Source organism: Amycolatopsis sp. NPDC114484, from assembly GCF_055633755.1.
Genome location: NZ_JBVKDQ010000004.1, coordinates 40,815 through 56,953 on the forward strand (window position 1 = coordinate 40,815; position 16,139 = coordinate 56,953).

The following is a 16,139-nucleotide window of genomic DNA, read 5'->3' on the forward strand; positions in this document are numbered from 1 at the left end:
GGGGAAACCCAGAATGGGGGTGGAATGAGGGTGGGGGGTTCTGGGGAAGGGGGGGAAAGATGCCTTGACAAGCACCTCCGCGCCGTGTTTTTGGCTTCGTATCGGGGTGCGGGGGGTGGTGTGGGTGCGTTGGTGGGTTGGGTGCGTCGGCTGCGGTTGGCGAGTGGGTGTGGGGCTAGCGCCCCAATGTGGCATTGGGGCGCATCGCGGCAGGGTGGTGGGCGAGCGGGCCGTGAAGGGGCCCCGCACGGACGGCGGCGGGGCGTGAGGGGAACCCTGAGGGAATCAGCGTCTGTGAAGGTTCCCCTCACGGACATTCAGCGGCGTCGGCGGCGTTTCCGTGGCGTGGGGGGAGTGGGGAAGTCGTCTGGTTCCGGGGTTTCGGGCGGAGTGGAGTCACCTAAGCCGAGCATCTCCGCGGCCAGTTCCTGTGACGACGCGAAGCGGCCGGTGGGTTTGTCCTTCGCCCTGCGCAACGCTGACGGGCGGAGCCGGTTGTAGCCGCGTACTGCGATGGGGCGGCGGGTGCGGAGGTCGAACTCCGGCAGCGACTCCAGTTCCCCGGCCAGTTCCCGATCTACCAGCACCGTCCCGGGGCGGGCGGCTGAGGTGAGTCGGGCGGCGAGGTTCACGACGGAGCCGTAGACGTCGCCGAAGCGGGACAACACCCGGCCCGATGCCATACCGGCTCGGACTGCGGGCAGACCGCCGTCCTCGCCGGTGCGTTCGGCTAGCGTCAGGGCGATTTCCGCGCCGTCGGCGGGGGAATCGGTGACGAAGAGGACCTCGTCGCCGATCATTTTCACTACCCGGCCGTGGTGTTCGGCGATGACTTCGGTGGCTAGGGATTCGAAGCCGTCCAGGACCTGGGTTAGTTCTTCCTCGTCGGCTTCTCTCGTGAAGCGGGTGTAGCCGACCATGTCCACGAAGCCGACGACCAGGGCGCGCGTCTCGAGGTCCTCGTCGGGGCTGGCGAAGGCGCGGCCAGCGAACGCGGCCAGGTGGCGGCGCCAGACGTAGTTCTGTACTTGCTCCAGTTCGGGGAGCAGGCGTTCGACCAGGCGGGTCACTTGGCGGTCGCTGCGGGCCAGTTCCGGATTCTCGGTGATCAGTTCCCACAACATGTGGACCTGCCACTCGGCCAGCCGGGAAAGATGCTGGCCGAGGGCACGGGTCACGGCGACTTCCATGCCGGGCGCGACTAGTCCGGAACTCACCAAACCGTCGGCGATGCGCATGGCTTCGACGTCCGCGTCGGTGAACACCATCTCGTCGTCTTCGACGGTGGCGAAACCCAGCGCCCGCCACAGCCGGCGCGAGCGTTCTTCGGGCACGCCGGCCCGTTTCGCGACTTCGAGCCGGGTGTAGCGGCGGGGCCCGCCGAGCAGGGCGCGTTCCAGCCGCTGCTGCAGGTCCCGGGGAGAATCGACCACGGCCTCAGGTGGTGTGCACGATCAGCACGTCGACGCCCGACTTCCGGGCCACCTCCGACGGCACCGAGCCCAGGATCCGTCCGGTGAGGGTGTTCAGGCCCCGGTTGCCGACGACCAGCAGGTCGGCCTTGCGGTCCTTCACGATCTTCCGCAGCATGTCGACCGGCTGGCCCTCCAGCGCGACCGTTTCGATGTTCGCGGCACCGGCCTTCGCCGCACGGTCCCGCGCGGACTGCAGCGTGTCCTCCGCGGGCGCGGACCCGACCACCTGGTAGGCCTCGTCGCCCAGCTCGTCCTGCGCGCGTTCCACGTCTTGGCGGCTGGCCGGGTGGTACGCGCAGACGACGACGAGCGTCGCCCCCGCGTCGGCAGCCACCCCGGCGGCCTTGTCCACCGCGGCGAAGGACGAGTCGGACCCGTCCGTGCCCACCACCACAGTCCGATAGACAGCCATCCACAACCTCCCGGCGATCGGTCAGCGGGGCGGCGCGGCCCCTTCGCGGGGGAAGGTTACTCGCCAGTCGGTTTTCCCGCCGGGCGCGGTTGCGGCTGCGGCTTGGGCACGTCGGACGTGCGCAGCCGGACGGTCTGCTCGACGTCGCGGTTCACTGCGGGCTTTCCGCTGTTCGCGGGGGCGTTCTTGCCGCTCTGACCAGCGGAGTTCTGCGCGGCCGGAGTGCTGGGCTTGCCGCCCTGCGCACCTGCCGCGTTGCCGGGGGCGCCCGATGCGGCGGCACCGGCAGGCGAGCCGTTCGGGCCGGACTTCGGCCCGGAGCCGTTGGCCTCGTCGACCGCTGCCTTGATGTCCGCGGGAACGGCCCCGTCGGTCTCGCCGAGCACGTGTTGCGCCTCGGCCAGCACGGTGCGCGCCGACCGGACCTGCTCGGCCAGGCTCGCCCGGACCGTGCGCAGGGCCTCGACCCGCTCGTTGGCCTGGGTGATCCGGCGGTTGGACTCGTCGGTGGCGGTGCGGACGCGGCGGCGGGCCTCGTCGGCCGCTTCCGCGAGCCGGGCGTTGGCCTCGGTGATCGAGTCCTGGCGGCGCTTGTTCGCGTCGGCGACCGATTCGCGCTGGCGACGGTCGATGTCGGCCTTCGCGGCCGTCTCCTCTTCCAGCACCTTCGCCCGGATCGCGGCCGCGTCCTCGGCGGCCTCGCGGACCCGGCGCTCTGCCTCGGCCTTGCTGGCCGCCTCCTGCTCGGCCAGCACGCGCATCGCCTCGGCGCGGCGGGTGGCCATGGCGATCTCGAAGTCTTCCTCGACCTGGGTGCGGCGGGCCTCGGACTCCGCGTCGAGCTTCTTGCGCTCGGCCTCGGCCTCGTCGGTGATCCGCTTGCCCTCGGCGCGCGCGTCCTCGAGCACCTTGCGGTGCTCGGCTTCCATCTCCTTGCGCCGCAGGTCGAGCTCGGTGAGCAGCTGCTCGTACCGGGCGCGCATGGCGCTGGCGTCGGTCTCCGCCTTGGCCCGGATGTGGCCGGCCTCGGCCTCGGCGCGGGCCCGCGTGTCGGCGGCCTCGTCCTGCGCCAGCCGCAGCATCCGCTGGAGGCGCTCGGACAGGCCCTCGACGCTCGTCGGCGGCTGCGCGAGCCGGTCTACCTGACCGCGGAGATCGGCGATCTCGCCGCGCGCGACTTCCAGCTGCCGGGCCAGATCGCCGGACTGGGCGATGGCGGCGTCGCGGTCGGCGGTGAGCATCTTCAGGTCGCCGTCAAGCCGTTCGAGGTGCTCGTCGACCTGCGCCCGGCTGTACCCCCGCTTCGCTACGTCGAAGCCGGCTCCCAGCGGCACGAGTTCGCGTTCATCGCCAAGACTCATGCCACCACCGTAGTCGCTCCGCGGTCACGGACGGGTGAGCACCCACGGGGTCCGGCCGCTCGTGCGGCGAGCGGCCGGACCGAAGAGGCAGGTGGTCTGCCCTCACGCGCCGCGGAACGCGTTGATCCCGTCGAGGTGCTTCGCGCGCAGCTCCTCGTCACGCACGCCGAGCCCTTCTTCCGGGGCGAGGGCGAGCACGCCGACCTTGCCCTGGTGGGCGTTGCGGTGCACGTCAAGGGCGGCCTGGCCGGTCTCTTCGAGCGAGTACGTCTTCGACAGTGTCGGGTGGATGAGGCCCTTCGAGATCAGCCGGTTGGCCTCCCACGATTCGCGGTAGTTCGCGAAGTGCGAGCCGATGATCCGCTTGAGGTTCATCCACAGGTACCGGTTGTCGTACTGGTGCATGTAGCCCGAGGTCGACGCACAGGTGACGATGGTGCCGCCCTTGCGCGCGGCGTAGACGGACGCGCCGAAGGTCTCGCGGCCCGGGTGCTCGAACACGATGTCCGGGTCCTCGCCGCCGGTCAGCTCGCGGATCTTCGCGCCGAAGCGCTGCCATTCCTTCGGGTCCTGCTCGTTCTCGTTCTTCCAAAAAATGAAGCCCTCGCCTGTGTTCTTGCTGCGGTCGATGATCAGCTCCGCGCCGAGCTTCCGGCAGATCTCGGCTTTTTCGGGGCTGGACACGACGCACACTGGGATCGCGCCGCCGTTGAGCGCGTACTGCGTCGCGTACGAGCCGAGCCCGCCCGACGCGCCCCAGATCAGCACGACGTCGCCCTGCTTCATGTCCGCGCCGTTGCGCGACACCAACTGCCGGTACGCGGTCGAGTTCACCAGGCCGGGGGAGGCGGATTCCTCCCAGGTCAGGTGCGCCGGCTTCGGCATCAGCTGGTTCGCCTTGACCAGCGCGATCTCGGCGAGCCCGCCGAAGTTCGTCTCGAAGCCCCAGATCCGCTGCTCGGTGTCGAGCATCGTGTCGTTGTGGCCGTCCGGGCTTTCCAGTTCGACGTTCAGGCAGTGCGCGACGACCTCGTCGCCGGGCTTCCAGTTGTGCACGCCGGCTCCGGTGCGCAGCACGACGCCGGACAGATCGGAGCCGACCACGTGGTACGGCAGGTCGTGCCGCTTGGCCAGCGGCGAGAGCTTCCCGTACTTGCGGAGGAACTTGAACGTCGGGATCGGCTCGAAGATCGACGTCCAGACGGTGTTGTAGTTGATCGCGCTGGCCATCACCGCGACCAGCGCCTCGCCCGGGCCGAGCTCGGGCGTCGGGACGTCGTCGACGTGCAGCGAGCGGCGCGGGTCCTTGTCCCGGCTCTCGAGGCCCTCGAACATGTCGACCTCGTCCGCGTGCACGGTGACGCCCCGGTAGCTCTCGGGAACGGGCAGCTCGGCGATCGCGTCGAGGCGGCCGTTCAGGATCGCCTGCTGGATCTCGTCGAGGTGCGACATCGGGAACCTCCAGGGGTCGGTCGCGGCGCGCGACAGGACGAAATTACTCGTCGGTAACCGGGGGCCCCACTGTACGAGACACAGACCCCGTACACGAGTCGAAGTGTGACGCACGAATCTTGACCGGCTGGCCAGTCAAGGAGCATAGTCGGCAGTGGGGAATCTCCCTGAACGGCTCTTTTCCGGCGGAGGTGAGCACGAATGAGTGAAGTCTCGACGCGCGCCTGGACGCGGCCCTACGACTGGGCCGAGGTCGTGATTGGTGTTGTCGCCGCTCTTTCACCCCTTTGGCTGAGCACGAACACCACGATGGTGTGGACGATGGTGGTCCTCGGTGCGCTGATCGCGATCGACGGCCTGGTGTCGCTCGCGACGCCGAGCATGGTTTACGGCGAGGGCGTGCAGATCGTCCTCGGCGCGTTGCTGTTCATCGCGCCGTGGGTGATGGGGTATACGGAATTCAACGGGGCGTCGTGGACGTCCTGGGTCGGCGGTGCGCTGACGATCATCGCCGGCGCGGCCGCGATGCCGGAGGCCAACGCCGCCCACCGGATGGCGGGCCAGCACTGACGGGGCGACGAAGCTCCGGCTAGCGGATTGAGGCAAGCGTGGCGAAGCCACTCCGTTGAGGGTGGCGGAGGGGAGGAAGGCGGAGATGACCGACGACTCGGCGAAGGAACGGATCCTGTGCGCGGCGGAGGAGCTGTTCGCCGAGTCCGGCTTCGAGGCGACCCCGACGTCCCGCATCGCAGAGCGCGCCGGGGTCCCGAAGGGCCTGGTCCACTATTACTTCCGCCGCAAGTCCGACCTGCTGGCCGCGCTGGTCGACCGGCTGCCGGACGAACGCATCGAACCCGCCGCGGTCGTCGTTCCCGGCGACCTGGCGGGTTCCCTGCGCAGGCTGGTCGGCGAACTCGACCGCCGGTTCACCGGTTCGCTCGGGCTGTCGCACCTGTTGTGGCGCGAGGCCGACACCCACCACGTGGTCCGCGACGCGCTGTCCGAACGATTCCAGCAACTGGTCCGGCTGATGCGGTCGGTGATCGTGGCCTCGACCGGCGGACGGCTCGCCGGGGCGGACATCGACAACGCGTCCGGGCTCCTGGCGCGCGCGGTCACCCACCGGCACGCGACGGCCCGGCACACCGGGGACGACCGCCCGGCGGAGTTCGACGGGGAGCTGACGTTCGTGGCGAACGCGCTTTCGGCCCGGGTGCCGAAGGGCAAGCCGCCCGCTTCGGCGGTGTGAGAACCGGAATCGCTACTCGCGACCCTGCTTCCGCAGTTGTCCGTGAAGGGCCCCTTCACGGACCTCCGCAGTTGGCGGTCAGTGTGCGGAGGCGGCGGGCTCCACCAGTTCGACCAAAACCCCGCCCGCGTCCTTCGGGTGCACGAAGTTGACCCGGCTGTTCGACGTCCCGCGCTTGGCCGCGTCGTAAAGCAACCGCAGCCCCCGCGCGCGCAGTGCCGCCGCCGCGGCGTCCACATCGGACACTCGCAGCGCGAGCTGTTGCAGGCCCGGCCCGTTGCGGCCGATGAACTTCGCGATCGTCGAATCGTCCCGGGACGGGGCGAGCAGCTGGATCATCGTCTCGGTGCCCGCGGTACCCGGGGCGCGCAGCATCGCCTCGCGCACGCCCTGCTCGTCGTTCACCTCCTCGTGCGCGACCTCCAGGCCGAAGTGGTCGCGGTGGAACGCGATGGCCGCGTCGAGGTCGGGCACGGCGATGCCGACGTGGTCGATCGCGGTCACGAAGGGCTTGAGCACGGATGCGCTGGGCTCGGTGTCCATACCGGGGAGGATAAGCCCCGCCGGGCCTCGCGGAACCCTGCGTGCGCCCCCTCACACTGGCTCCATCAAGACGCGCCGCGAACCCCGCGCAGGCCGTATCGTGGGAACACTGCCAGTGCACCGATGCTTTGGAGGACGACGTGTCCGGTTCCGTGATCCTGGGCGCTGCCCGTACCCCGATCGGGCGACTGCTCGGCTCGTTGAAGGACTTCTCGGGAGCCCAGCTGGGCGGGATCGCGATCAAGGCCGCGCTCGAACGCGCCGGCGTCTCCCCGGACCAGGTCCAGTACACGATCATGGGCCAGGTGCTCACGGCGGGCGCGGGCCAGATCCCGGCGCGCCAGGCCGCGGTCGCCGCGGGCATCCCGATGGACGTTCCGGCGCTGACCATCAACAAGGTCTGCCTTTCCGGCCTCGACGCGATCGCGCTCGCCGACCAGCTGATCCGCGCGGGCGAGTTCGACCTCGTCGTCGCGGGCGGCCAGGAGTCGATGACGCAGGCGCCGCACCTGCTGCCGAAGTCCCGCGCGGGCTTCAAATACGGCGACACCGCGCTGGTCGACCACATGGCCCACGACGGCCTGTTCTGCGCGTTCGACCAGGTCGCGATGGGCGTTTCGACGGAGAAGCACAACGCCCGCTACAGCGTCACCCGCGAGCAGCAGGACGCCTTCTCCGCGCGTTCGCACCAGCGCGCCGCGGCGGCGATCGAGGCCGGGTTCTTCCGCGAGGAGATCGCGCCGGTGTCGATCCCGCAGCGCAAGGGCGACCCGGTCGTGTTCTCCACCGACGAGGGCGTGCGCGCGGACACCACCGGCGACAGCCTCGCGAAGCTGCGTCCGGCGTTCGCCCCGGACGGCACCATCACCGCCGGTTCGGCGTCGCAGATTTCCGACGGCGCGGCCGCGGTGATCGTGGCCAGCCCGGAGAAGGCGGCCGAGCTGGGCATCACGCCGCTGGCCGAGATCGGCGCGCACGGGGTCGTCGCCGGTCCGGACGCGAGCCTGCACGAGCAGCCGTCGAACGCGATCCTGGCCGCGCTGAAGAAGGCGAAGCTGGACGTGTCCGACCTGGACCTGGTGGAGATCAACGAGGCGTTCGCCGCGGTCGGCCTGGTGTCGAGCGAGAAGCTCGGCCTTGACGAGTCGAAGGTGAACGTCAACGGCGGCGCGATCGCGCTCGGCCACCCGATCGGCGCCTCCGGTGCGCGGCTGGCCGTGCACCTGGTGCACGAGCTGCGCCGTCGCGGCGGCGGTCTCGGCGCGGCCGCGCTGTGCGGTGGCGGCGGCCAGGGCGACGCGCTGCTGATCCGCGTTCCGTCGGCGTAAGTTGGCCGGCCCGGACCTCGACGAGCTGGTCGGCCGCGCGCGGGAAGGACAACCGCGCGCGGTCGCCCGGCTCATTTCGCTTGTCGAGGATTCCTCGCCGCGCGTGGCGGACATCGCCCGCGCTTTGACGCCCCACACCGGCCGTGCCCGCGTCGTCGGGCTCACCGGCCCGCCCGGGGTCGGCAAGTCGACGTCGACGTCCGCGCTGCTCACCGGCTTGCGCGGCGAGGGTTTGCGGGTCGGGGTGCTGGCGATCGACCCGTCGTCGCCGTTCTCCGGCGGCGCGCTGCTCGGCGACCGGATCCGGATGACCGAGCACGCCACCGATCCCGGCGTTTTCATCCGCTCGATGGCCACCCGGGGACACCTCGGCGGGTTGTCCTGGGCGACCCCGCAGGCGGTGCGGGTGCTGGACGCCGCCGGGTTCGACGTGGTGCTGATCGAGACTGTCGGGGTTGGACAGTCCGAAGTGGACGTTGTGAAACTCGCTGACACCACGGTGGTGCTGCTGGCCCCGGGGATGGGCGACGGCATCCAGGCGGCGAAAGCTGGTGTCTTGGAGATCGCGGACGTGTTCGTGGTCAACAAAGCCGACCGCGACGGCGCCGACGCCACGGTGCACGACCTCAAGCAGATGATCACCTTGGCCCGCCGCGAATTGCGCGGGCCGAGCTGGCGGCAGCCGATCGTGCGCACGGTGGCGGCGAAGGGCGAGGGCGTCGGCGAGGTGGTGTCTGCGTTGCGCACGCACCATGAATGGCTTGTCGCACATGGGGAATTGGACCGCCGCCGCGCCGCTCGTGCGCGGGAGGAAGTCGCCGCGATCGCCTTGCGGAGGTTGCACGCGGAGCTGGCGGATCTCCGGCACGGCGATCGGCTGGGCGAGTTGGCGGCGCGAGTGGTGGCCCGGGAACTGGACCCGTTCGCGGCGGCGGACCGGTTGATTGCGGAGCTGAAGGGCTAGCGGCTCGTGAGCGACGATCCCGGTGCTAACCGGGAGAAACACTCACGACCTTTGCGCGGCCTCGTAAAGCGGCTTCGTCACCCTGCTGCTGAACTGCGGCCCCACCAAGTAACGCGTGCAGCCAGCATCACGTTCGCACGGTTTCCCGTTAGCGGCAAAGAATCCCGCGTGCGTGTTGTCGCCGACGACAGTACCTAGGCCGGTCGCCGGGTTGAAGTCCCGCAACCGGGGGCCGCCGCTCGAACCGCCGCCCATGACGCACGCCGTGCCCCACTGATCGGGAGAGTCCGGATAAGTCGGCGTGCCGGTCCACTGCCGAGCGGTGCCAGTGCAATACGCCAGCCTCGCCCCGGTGTACTCCGGAAGCCCCTCGCGAGCCGGATCGGACGCTGCCCGCGGATAACCGAACTGCGTCACCTTCGCGCCGCCCGGCCGGTCGAACCCGATCTGCTGCGCGCCGCCGACCGCGTCCTGCGCCAGTTGTCCTGATTCGTTCGGGCCGAGGACCGCGAAGGCTTGGTCGTAGGTGTCGAATTTCCGCGCGTTCTGCTGGTCGTTCGCGAGCCAGGTGCGGTCGGCGACGCCGAGCCGGGCAGCGAACTTTCCATACGGCGCTTGGCCGTCGTGGTAGCCGGGGACGAACATGACGTGCGCGTTCCAGGCGTTGTGCTCGCCGATCAGGTCGGTGTTGTTGACGCAATGCCCGGCGGTGACGATCGTGCTGCGGTTCTTGCTGCGGACGACGGTTGCCGTGCAGCTCGCGTCCTCGCCGTGGTCGGTGTAGAAGAGCCGGCCGACCGTCTTCGGGAGCGGGTCGGGCCACGGCGCTCCGTCCGGGCCGCTCTTCGGCGGATTCTGCGACGACGGCTCGGTCAACGCGGCCAGCCGTTGCGGGGTCCAGTAGGCGAACACCGCCTGCTGTTCGGCGGCGGAGGACGCGAGCGGTTGCTGCACCGGGCCGGCGGGGACGGCCAGCAGTCCGGCGACCAGTCCGGCGATGAGGGGAGTGATCATGAAACCGCACGGTAGGAGGCGGGTGTCAGGAACCGGTCAGGATGCGACTTTCGCCGGAAGCGCGGGCAGTTTCCCGTCCCTATACTGCGATCCTCCGTGCACTGGGAGGGAACCGGAATGAAAAGACTGCTCGTGTCCGTGCTGACCGCGTTGTCGCTGGTCGCCGTGGCCGCACCGGCTTCAGCGGCGGATTCGGCACCGCCAAAGGTCACGTCGGGGCCGTGCCAGTACACCTCGACTCCGGACGACCCCGCGGTGCGCCCGGTCTCGCTGCCGCGCGACCCGAAGCACACGCCGGACCACGGCAGCGTCGACGTCGCCGTCTTCTCCAACCAGGGCCTGCTCCCGCTGCGGCTCAACCGCGCGCAGGCGCCGTGCACCGTGCAGAGCTTCCTGCACTTGGCGGCCAACGGCTTCTACAACCAGACGACCTGCCATCGGCTCACCGCGTACCCGACGCTGAAGGTCCTGCAGTGCGGCGACCCGTCCGGCACCGGCGAGGGCGGCCCGGGCTACAAGTTCCGCGACGAACTCCCGACGACGCTCCCGCCCGCCCCGTCCGACCCCACCGGCAAGCGCCGGACGTACGCGCGCGGCCTGCTGGCCATGGCGAACGCCGGACCGGCCACGAACGGCTCGCAGTTCTTCGTGGTGTACGGCGATTCCAGCCTGCTGCCGAACTACACGGTCTTCGGCACGGTCGGCTCGGCCGGACTGCGCACGCTGGACCGCGTCGCGGCGGGCGGGATCCAGCCGGACGCGGACACGCCGCCGGGGAAGACGCCGGTGGACGGGAAACCGGTGCGGAAGACGGATCTTGAGCTGGTCCTGCCGCTGTGCTTGTTCTGCGGTCGTTGAGGTCGCGCCTGGCCGGGTAGAACGGAGGCATGCGCGGACGCCGACCGGGAATGGATCCTCGGCGCCGGAGACCGGGTCCATGCCGTCGAATACCGCTGGCTGGAGGCGCACCGGACGGTGGAGGTATTCGCCTGCAGCCTTCTCTCGGCCAGTTGCGGCCGTTCGACGAGTCCGTCCCGAGCGCCCGCATCGCCATCGAACGGTCGGACCTCTGGGCCCGGCGGAACCGGTCGGCTTCCTCCTGCGGCTCCACGGCGGAATTCAGCGGAATCCGGCTCCGCAACGCTCAGCCGCGCGCCTGACTGGCCCACGTCATCCAGCCCGAACTGGACCACCCCGCTAGGCCAATCCCGATTACCGTGGCTGGCATGACGAAGCGAATCGCGCTCGCCACTGGCGGGTTGTATCAGGCGATGTCCCACCTGCAGGGCGAGGTGAAGAAGGCCAGCGCGAACGCCGGGCTCGACGAGAAGCTCATCGAGCTGGTCAAGATGCGCGCGTCGCAGCTCAACGGCTGTGCCTTCTGTCTCGACATGCACGCCGCGGAGGCTGTCGCGGCCGGGGAATCGCCGCGGCGGCTTTACGTGCTCGAGGGGTGGCGCGAGACCGAGCTGTTCTCCGAGCAGGAACGCGCCGCGCTCGCGTACACCGAGGCGATGACCCTGATCTCGGACCACAAGGACGTCCCCGAAGACGTCTACGCCGAGGCGGTCCGCGTGTTCACCGAGGACCAGTAACGCGCGCTGGCGTGGTGCGTCGTCGCCATCAATACCTGGAACCGGCTCATGGTCGCGAGCCACTCCGCGTTGCCGGAGCGTGCGGAATGACCGCTGGGAAGCTGCGGGCGCTGCACGTCCCGGGGAAGCCGCTGATCCTGCCGAACGCCTGGGACGCGGATACCGCGCAGGCGGTGGAAGCGGCCGGATTCCCGGTGGTGGCAACGAGTTCCGCGGCGGTCGCGGCGGCGCTCGGGCAAGCGGACCACGAAGGCGGGTCCGCGGACGAGATGCTCGCGGCGGCGAAACGGATCGTGGACGCGGTGTCGGTGCCGGTGACCGTGGACGCCGAGGCTGGATATGGCTTGGCCGCAGCGGATCTCGCTGCCCGGTTGAAAGAAATCGGCGCGGTCGGCTGCAACATCGAGGACACCGACCACCGCAAAGGCAGTCAGCGACCGGCGGCGGAACAAGCGGAGCGGCTCGCCGAATTGCGTCGCGCGGCTGGGGACGGGCTGGTCGTCAACGCGCGGGTGGATTCGTTCCTCGGGACACCGGACGAGCAGGCGGTGCTCGACGACGCCGTCGCTCGCGGGCGCGCGTATCTCGAAGCCGGCGCCGATTGTGTGTACCCGATTCTCGTGCGTTCGCCGGAAGTGCTGGCCGAATTCGTCCGTCAGGTGGGCGGTCCGGTCAACGCTTCGGCGCTTCCCGGTGGTCCGGGTCTGGCCGGGCTTGCCGAACTGGGGGTAGCCCGGATTTCCCTGGGGGCCGGGTTGTGGCGGTATCTGCGCGGCGTGCTGGAAAGCACGCTCGGCGGGATCGCGCGGGGGAAGCTGCCGTACTAAAAAACCGCTGGGTGCCGCGGCGAAGCGGCACCCAGCGGTTTCAGCGGGAAAAACTCAGTGCTGCACGGCCTTTTCCGCGCCGGCGCCGGTCAGCGCCCGGACTTCCATTTCGGCGTACTTCGCCTTGTCGTGTTCCTTCGACAGGATCGTGCCGAGCCAGCCGAGGAAGAACGCGATCGGGATGGACACCAGACCCGGGTTGTCGAGCGGGAACCAGTGGAAGTCGACGCCCTGCAGCATCGACGCGCTCTTGCCCGTCTTCGGGTCGACCGGTTTCCCGGAAACGGCGGGCGAGAACACGATGAGCACGATCGTCACGATCAGGCCGCCGTAAATGCTCCACAGCGCGCCCTGGGTGTTGAACCGTTTCCAGAACAGCGAGTACAGAATCGTCGGCAAGTTCGCCGAAGCCGCCACCGCGAAGGCCAGCGCCACCAGGAACGCGACGTTCTGCCCATTCGCCAGAATGCCGCCGAGAATCGCGACGACGCCGATCACCACCGCGGTGATCCGGGCGACCCGGACCTCCGAACCGGTGTTGGCCTTGCCCCTCTTCAACACGTTCGCGTACACGTCGTGGGCGAACGAGGCGGACGCGGTGATCGTCAATCCCGCGACCACGGCGAGGATCGTGGCGAACGCGATCGCCGAGATCAACCCGAGCAGCACCGGGCCGCCGAGGTTCAGCGCGAGCAACGGAGCCGCGGAGTTCACGCCGCCCGGAGCCTTCTTGATCGCGTCCGGTCCGACCAGCGCGCCCGCGCCGTAGCCGAGCACCAGGGTGAACAGGTAGAACACGCCGATCAGCACGATCGCCCACACCACCGAACGCCGCGCCTCGCGCGCGGTCGGCACGGTGTAGAAGCGCATCAGCACGTGCGGCAGGCCCGCGGTGCCCAGCACCAGCGCGATGCCGAGGGAGAAGAAGTCCAGCTTCGTCGTGCCGTTGGCGCCGTACTGCTTGCCCGGCCCGAGCAGCGCCTCGCCTGCGTGGCCCGCCTTGTCGACCGCGCCCTGCAGCAGCGCGGAGAAGTTGAAGCCGTACTTGCCGAGCACCCACAGCGTCATCGCCAGCGCGCCGATGATCAGCAGCGCCGCCTTGATGATCTGGACCCAGGTGGTGCCCTTCATGCCGCCGATGAGGACGTAGGCGATCATGATCACGCCGACCACCGCGATCACCAGCGACTGCGCGGCCTTGCCCTCGATGCCCAGCAGCAGCGCGACCAGCCCGCCCGCGCCCGCCATCTGCGCCAGCAGGTAGAAGAACGACACCACGAGCGTCGAAACCGCCGCCGCCGCGCGCACCGGACGCTGTTTCATCCGGAACGCCAGCACGTCGCCCATGGTGAACTTGCCGGTGTTGCGCAGCAGTTCCGCCACCAGCAGCAGCGCGACCAGCCACGCCACCAAGAAGCCGATCGAGTACAGGAACCCGTCGTAGCCGTACACCGCGATGGCGCCGGCGATGCCGAGGAACGACGCCGCCGACAGGTAGTCGCCGGAGATCGCGATGCCGTTCTGCGGGCCGGTGAACGCGCGGCCGGCCGCGTAGTAGTCGGACGCGGTCTTCGTGTTGCGGCTGGCGCGGAACACGATCACCAGGGTGATGACCACGAACAGCGCGAAGATCGTGATGTTGAGCGTCGGGTTGCTGCCCTCGACGCTCGCGGCGAGCGTGCTCACGCGCCCTCCTTCGCCGGGTTCTCGATGTCGTCCTTGATCCGCTCGGCCAGCGGGTCGAGTTTCTTGTTGGCGTAGCGCACATACAGCCACGTGATCAGGAACGTGGAGACGAACTGCAGCAGCCCGAAGAGGAGCCCGACGGTGAAGTTGCCGGCGATCTTCGTGCTCATGAAGCCGTGCGCGTAGTCGGCGAGCAGGACGTAGAGCAGGTACCAGGCGAGGAACAGTCCGGCCATCGGGAACACGAACCGGCGCAGCCGGCCGCGGAGTTCGCGGAACTCGGCGCTGTCGTGCGCCTGCTCCCAGATCGTGTCCGGCGGCGCGCCGGACGGGTCGCCTGCGCTCATGGGATCTCCCTTGTGCGACGCTGCGGATGTGGTGCGCGACACAGTAGGGAGGACTCCGAGCCAGCGGAACCGTCAGCGGCTCAAACGCCTCGCCGCACGACGAACGGTTGACGAACGGTCACCGGGCATGGACGAAGGGCGCTCGTCGAGATGCAGCCGTAACATCGCGGCACCCGCCCAGGACGGTGGGCGCCCGCGCAGTGACACCGTGATCATCACGCCGAACGCGAGCGGTACCGACCAGGGTGCCGGTTGCGAGACCAAGATCGCCACCCAACCATGCATCGGCGGTCCGGCCAGCGCGAACAGGATTGACCCGGACGAGGCCGCCAATCCGGTGAGCACGCCCGCGATCGCGCCCGCCGCGGTGAGCCGCTGCCACCAGATGCCGAGCACGAGCAGCGGGCAGAACGTGGACGCGGCGACGGTGAACCCCCATGTCACGAGCACTCCGGCGTCGAGCCGGGCGGACGGCAGCGCGAACAGCACCATCGCGATCGCGGCGAACACGACCGTCACCCGCAGGCGACGCAGGCCGCCGGGCATCAGGTCGTAAGCGATCGCACCGGACATCACCAGCAGCAAACCCAGTGACGTGGCCAGAAACGCGGCGAACGCGCCCGCGGTGAGCAACGCGGTGAACAGTTGCCCGGCCCAGCTGTGATCGACCTGCGAGGGCAGCGCGACGACCACGGTGTCGGTGTTGCCGGACAGATAAAGCTGTGGCACGAGAACCCGGCCGAGCACGCCATAGAGGCCGGGGAAGAGGTAGAAGACTCCGAGCAGCGCCACGGTGATCGCGGCGGTGCGGCGCGCGGCGCGGCCGTCCGGGCTGGTGTGGAAGCGCATCAGGACGTGTGGCAGGCCCATCGTGCCGAGGACGGTCGCGATGAGGACCGCCCACGTGCCGAGCAGCGGGTATCCCTTGTCGATTTCCAGCAGCGGACGCTGCCAGTCCGGCCCGCCGAGCGCGACCTCTCCGCTGACGCCGGGAACCTGCGCGTCGGCGGCGAAGGTGAGCTGTTCTCCCTTGTGCACCACCAGTTGTCCGGGCGGGACGGTGCCGCGGTTCTCGATGGCGGTGGGTTCGCGGAGGGTGAGGGTGACGTCGTGGTCGAACTGCACCGGGGTGGCGTGCGAGAAACGGGTGAACTCCACCGGCGTGAGGCTCGCGTCGCGGGTGTCGGTGCTGATGTGGAGCACCAGCCATAGTGCGGGAACGAGGAACAGCACGAGTTTCAGGAAGAACTGGAACGCCTGGACGTACGTCGCCGCGCGCATGCCGCCGAGCGCGAGCGTGACGCTGACCGCGGTGCCCGCGATGACCACGCCGACCCAGTACGGAGTTCCGCCGACCGCGGTGAGCACCAACCCGGCCGTGCGGAATTGGGGGACTACATAGATGGTCCCGATCACCAGCACCACAACCGCGGCGAGACGGCGCAGCGCGGGGGAGGCGAGGCGCGCTTCGGCGAAGTCGGGGACGGTGAGCGCGCCGGACCGCCGCATGGGCGCGGCGACGAGCACCAGCATCGCCACGTACCCCGCGGTGAAGCCGACCGGATACCAGAGCGCGCCGACGCCGTCCTTCACCATCAGCCCGGCGACGCCGAGGAACGACGCCGCGGACAGGTATTCGCCGGAGACCGCGGCGGAGTTCACGAAGGGGGAGATTCGCCGTGATGCCACGAGGAAATCGGACGTCGTGCGCATGGCGGCGACCCCGCGCACGCCGATGAGCAGCGTGACGAGGACGACCGGGGCTACCGCTAGCGCGATGTCCACCTATCCGCCCCCGCTCGCCCGGCCCCGGGAGGCGACGCGAAGGTCCGTGAGGGGAACCCTGAGGGAATCAGATTCCCTCAGGGTTCCCCTCACGGACCTCT

15 protein-coding genes and 1 pseudogene are annotated in these 16,139 nt (G+C 69.6%); 7 read left to right on the plus strand and 9 right to left on the minus strand.

Going from position 1 to position 16,139, the window contains the following annotated elements; all coding sequences use genetic code 11:
• Positions 1-317: 317 nt before the first annotated feature.
• The 4 genes from ACZ7SW_RS12545 to ccrA all read right to left on the minus strand — a co-directional run bounded on the left by ACZ7SW_RS12545 (position 318) and on the right by ccrA (position 4,700).
• Complete coding sequence (locus ACZ7SW_RS12545) at positions 318-1,433, minus strand: adenylate/guanylate cyclase domain-containing protein (RefSeq protein WP_470230517.1); 1,116 nt, start codon at positions 1,431-1,433, stop codon at positions 318-320.
• Positions 1,434-1,437: 4 nt separating this feature from the next.
• Positions 1,438-1,887 (minus strand): universal stress protein, encoded by a 450-nt coding sequence (locus ACZ7SW_RS12550; RefSeq protein WP_470230518.1) that lies wholly within the window; start codon positions 1,885-1,887, stop codon positions 1,438-1,440.
• Between the two features lie 56 nt (positions 1,888-1,943).
• Positions 1,944-3,221: a chromosome segregation protein gene (locus ACZ7SW_RS12555; protein ID WP_470230946.1), complete on the minus strand. Its 1,278-nt coding sequence runs from the start codon at positions 3,219-3,221 to the stop codon at positions 1,944-1,946.
• Positions 3,222-3,350: 129 nt separating this feature from the next.
• A complete protein-coding gene (gene ccrA / locus ACZ7SW_RS12560; protein ID WP_470230519.1) occupies positions 3,351-4,700 on the minus strand; it encodes a crotonyl-CoA carboxylase/reductase in 1,350 nt (449 codons plus the stop codon).
• Positions 4,701-4,901: 201 nt separating this feature from the next.
• Here ccrA and ACZ7SW_RS12565 point away from each other — a divergent pair, with 201 nt between their 5' ends.
• Together ACZ7SW_RS12565 and ACZ7SW_RS12570 are read left to right on the plus strand one after the other, a co-directional pair.
• Entirely contained in the window at positions 4,902-5,270 is a 369-nt protein-coding gene (locus ACZ7SW_RS12565; RefSeq protein ID WP_116206640.1) for an SPW repeat domain-containing protein, read from the plus strand.
• A gap of 85 nt (positions 5,271-5,355) precedes the next feature.
• The gene (locus ACZ7SW_RS12570; RefSeq protein WP_470230520.1) at positions 5,356-5,949 is read left to right on the plus strand and encodes a TetR/AcrR family transcriptional regulator; all 594 of its coding nucleotides are present in this window, start codon (positions 5,356-5,358) and stop codon (positions 5,947-5,949) included.
• A 78-nt stretch (positions 5,950-6,027) separates the two neighbouring features.
• Here ACZ7SW_RS12570 and mce read toward each other — a convergent pair whose 3' ends face one another.
• Entirely contained in the window at positions 6,028-6,492 is a 465-nt protein-coding gene (gene mce / locus ACZ7SW_RS12575) for a methylmalonyl-CoA epimerase (protein ID WP_470230521.1), read from the minus strand.
• A 140-nt stretch (positions 6,493-6,632) separates the two neighbouring features.
• Here mce and ACZ7SW_RS12580 point away from each other — a divergent pair, with 140 nt between their 5' ends.
• The gene (locus tag ACZ7SW_RS12580) at positions 6,633-7,820 is read left to right on the plus strand and encodes an acetyl-CoA C-acetyltransferase (RefSeq protein ID WP_470230522.1); all 1,188 of its coding nucleotides are present in this window, start codon (positions 6,633-6,635) and stop codon (positions 7,818-7,820) included.
• 1 nt (position 7,821) lies between these two features.
• Positions 7,822-8,784 (plus strand): methylmalonyl Co-A mutase-associated GTPase MeaB, encoded by a 963-nt coding sequence (gene meaB / locus ACZ7SW_RS12585; protein WP_470230523.1) that lies wholly within the window; start codon positions 7,822-7,824, stop codon positions 8,782-8,784.
• A gap of 42 nt (positions 8,785-8,826) precedes the next feature.
• Here meaB and ACZ7SW_RS12590 read toward each other — a convergent pair whose 3' ends face one another.
• Positions 8,827-9,798, minus strand: a complete 972-nt coding sequence (locus ACZ7SW_RS12590) for a trypsin-like serine peptidase (protein WP_470230524.1) — start codon at positions 9,796-9,798, stop codon at positions 8,827-8,829.
• A gap of 117 nt (positions 9,799-9,915) precedes the next feature.
• Between ACZ7SW_RS12590 and ACZ7SW_RS12595 the strand changes: the two genes are divergently transcribed.
• From ACZ7SW_RS12595 to ACZ7SW_RS12605, 3 genes and pseudogenes are all read left to right on the plus strand, one after another.
• Positions 9,916-10,656, plus strand: coding sequence for a peptidylprolyl isomerase (locus ACZ7SW_RS12595; protein ID WP_470230525.1), 741 nt, complete (start codon positions 9,916-9,918; stop codon positions 10,654-10,656).
• Between the two features lie 368 nt (positions 10,657-11,024).
• Positions 11,025-11,483 (plus strand): annotated as a pseudogene (locus ACZ7SW_RS12600) (carboxymuconolactone decarboxylase family protein).
• Positions 11,480-12,220, plus strand: coding sequence for an isocitrate lyase/PEP mutase family protein (locus ACZ7SW_RS12605; protein ID WP_470230526.1), 741 nt, complete (start codon positions 11,480-11,482; stop codon positions 12,218-12,220). Before ACZ7SW_RS12600 ends, ACZ7SW_RS12605 begins: the two are co-directional and overlap by 4 nt.
• A 54-nt stretch (positions 12,221-12,274) precedes the next feature.
• On the opposite strand, the gene ACZ7SW_RS12610 is transcribed toward ACZ7SW_RS12605, so the two are convergent.
• The 3 genes from ACZ7SW_RS12610 to ACZ7SW_RS12620 all read right to left on the minus strand — a co-directional run bounded on the left by ACZ7SW_RS12610 (position 12,275) and on the right by ACZ7SW_RS12620 (position 16,038).
• Positions 12,275-13,906 (minus strand): solute symporter family protein, encoded by a 1,632-nt coding sequence (locus tag ACZ7SW_RS12610; RefSeq protein WP_470230527.1) that lies wholly within the window; start codon positions 13,904-13,906, stop codon positions 12,275-12,277.
• Positions 13,903-14,253 carry a DUF485 domain-containing protein gene (locus ACZ7SW_RS12615; RefSeq protein WP_452075613.1) on the minus strand — a complete coding sequence of 117 codons (351 nt, stop codon included), beginning with the start codon at positions 14,251-14,253 and terminating at the stop codon, positions 13,903-13,905. The genes ACZ7SW_RS12610 and ACZ7SW_RS12615 overlap by 4 nt, the downstream gene beginning before the upstream one ends.
• Before the next feature lie 72 nt (positions 14,254-14,325).
• Positions 14,326-16,038 carry a sodium/solute symporter gene (locus ACZ7SW_RS12620; protein WP_470230528.1) on the minus strand — a complete coding sequence of 571 codons (1,713 nt, stop codon included), beginning with the start codon at positions 16,036-16,038 and terminating at the stop codon, positions 14,326-14,328.
• Positions 16,039-16,139: the final 101 nt, after the last annotated feature.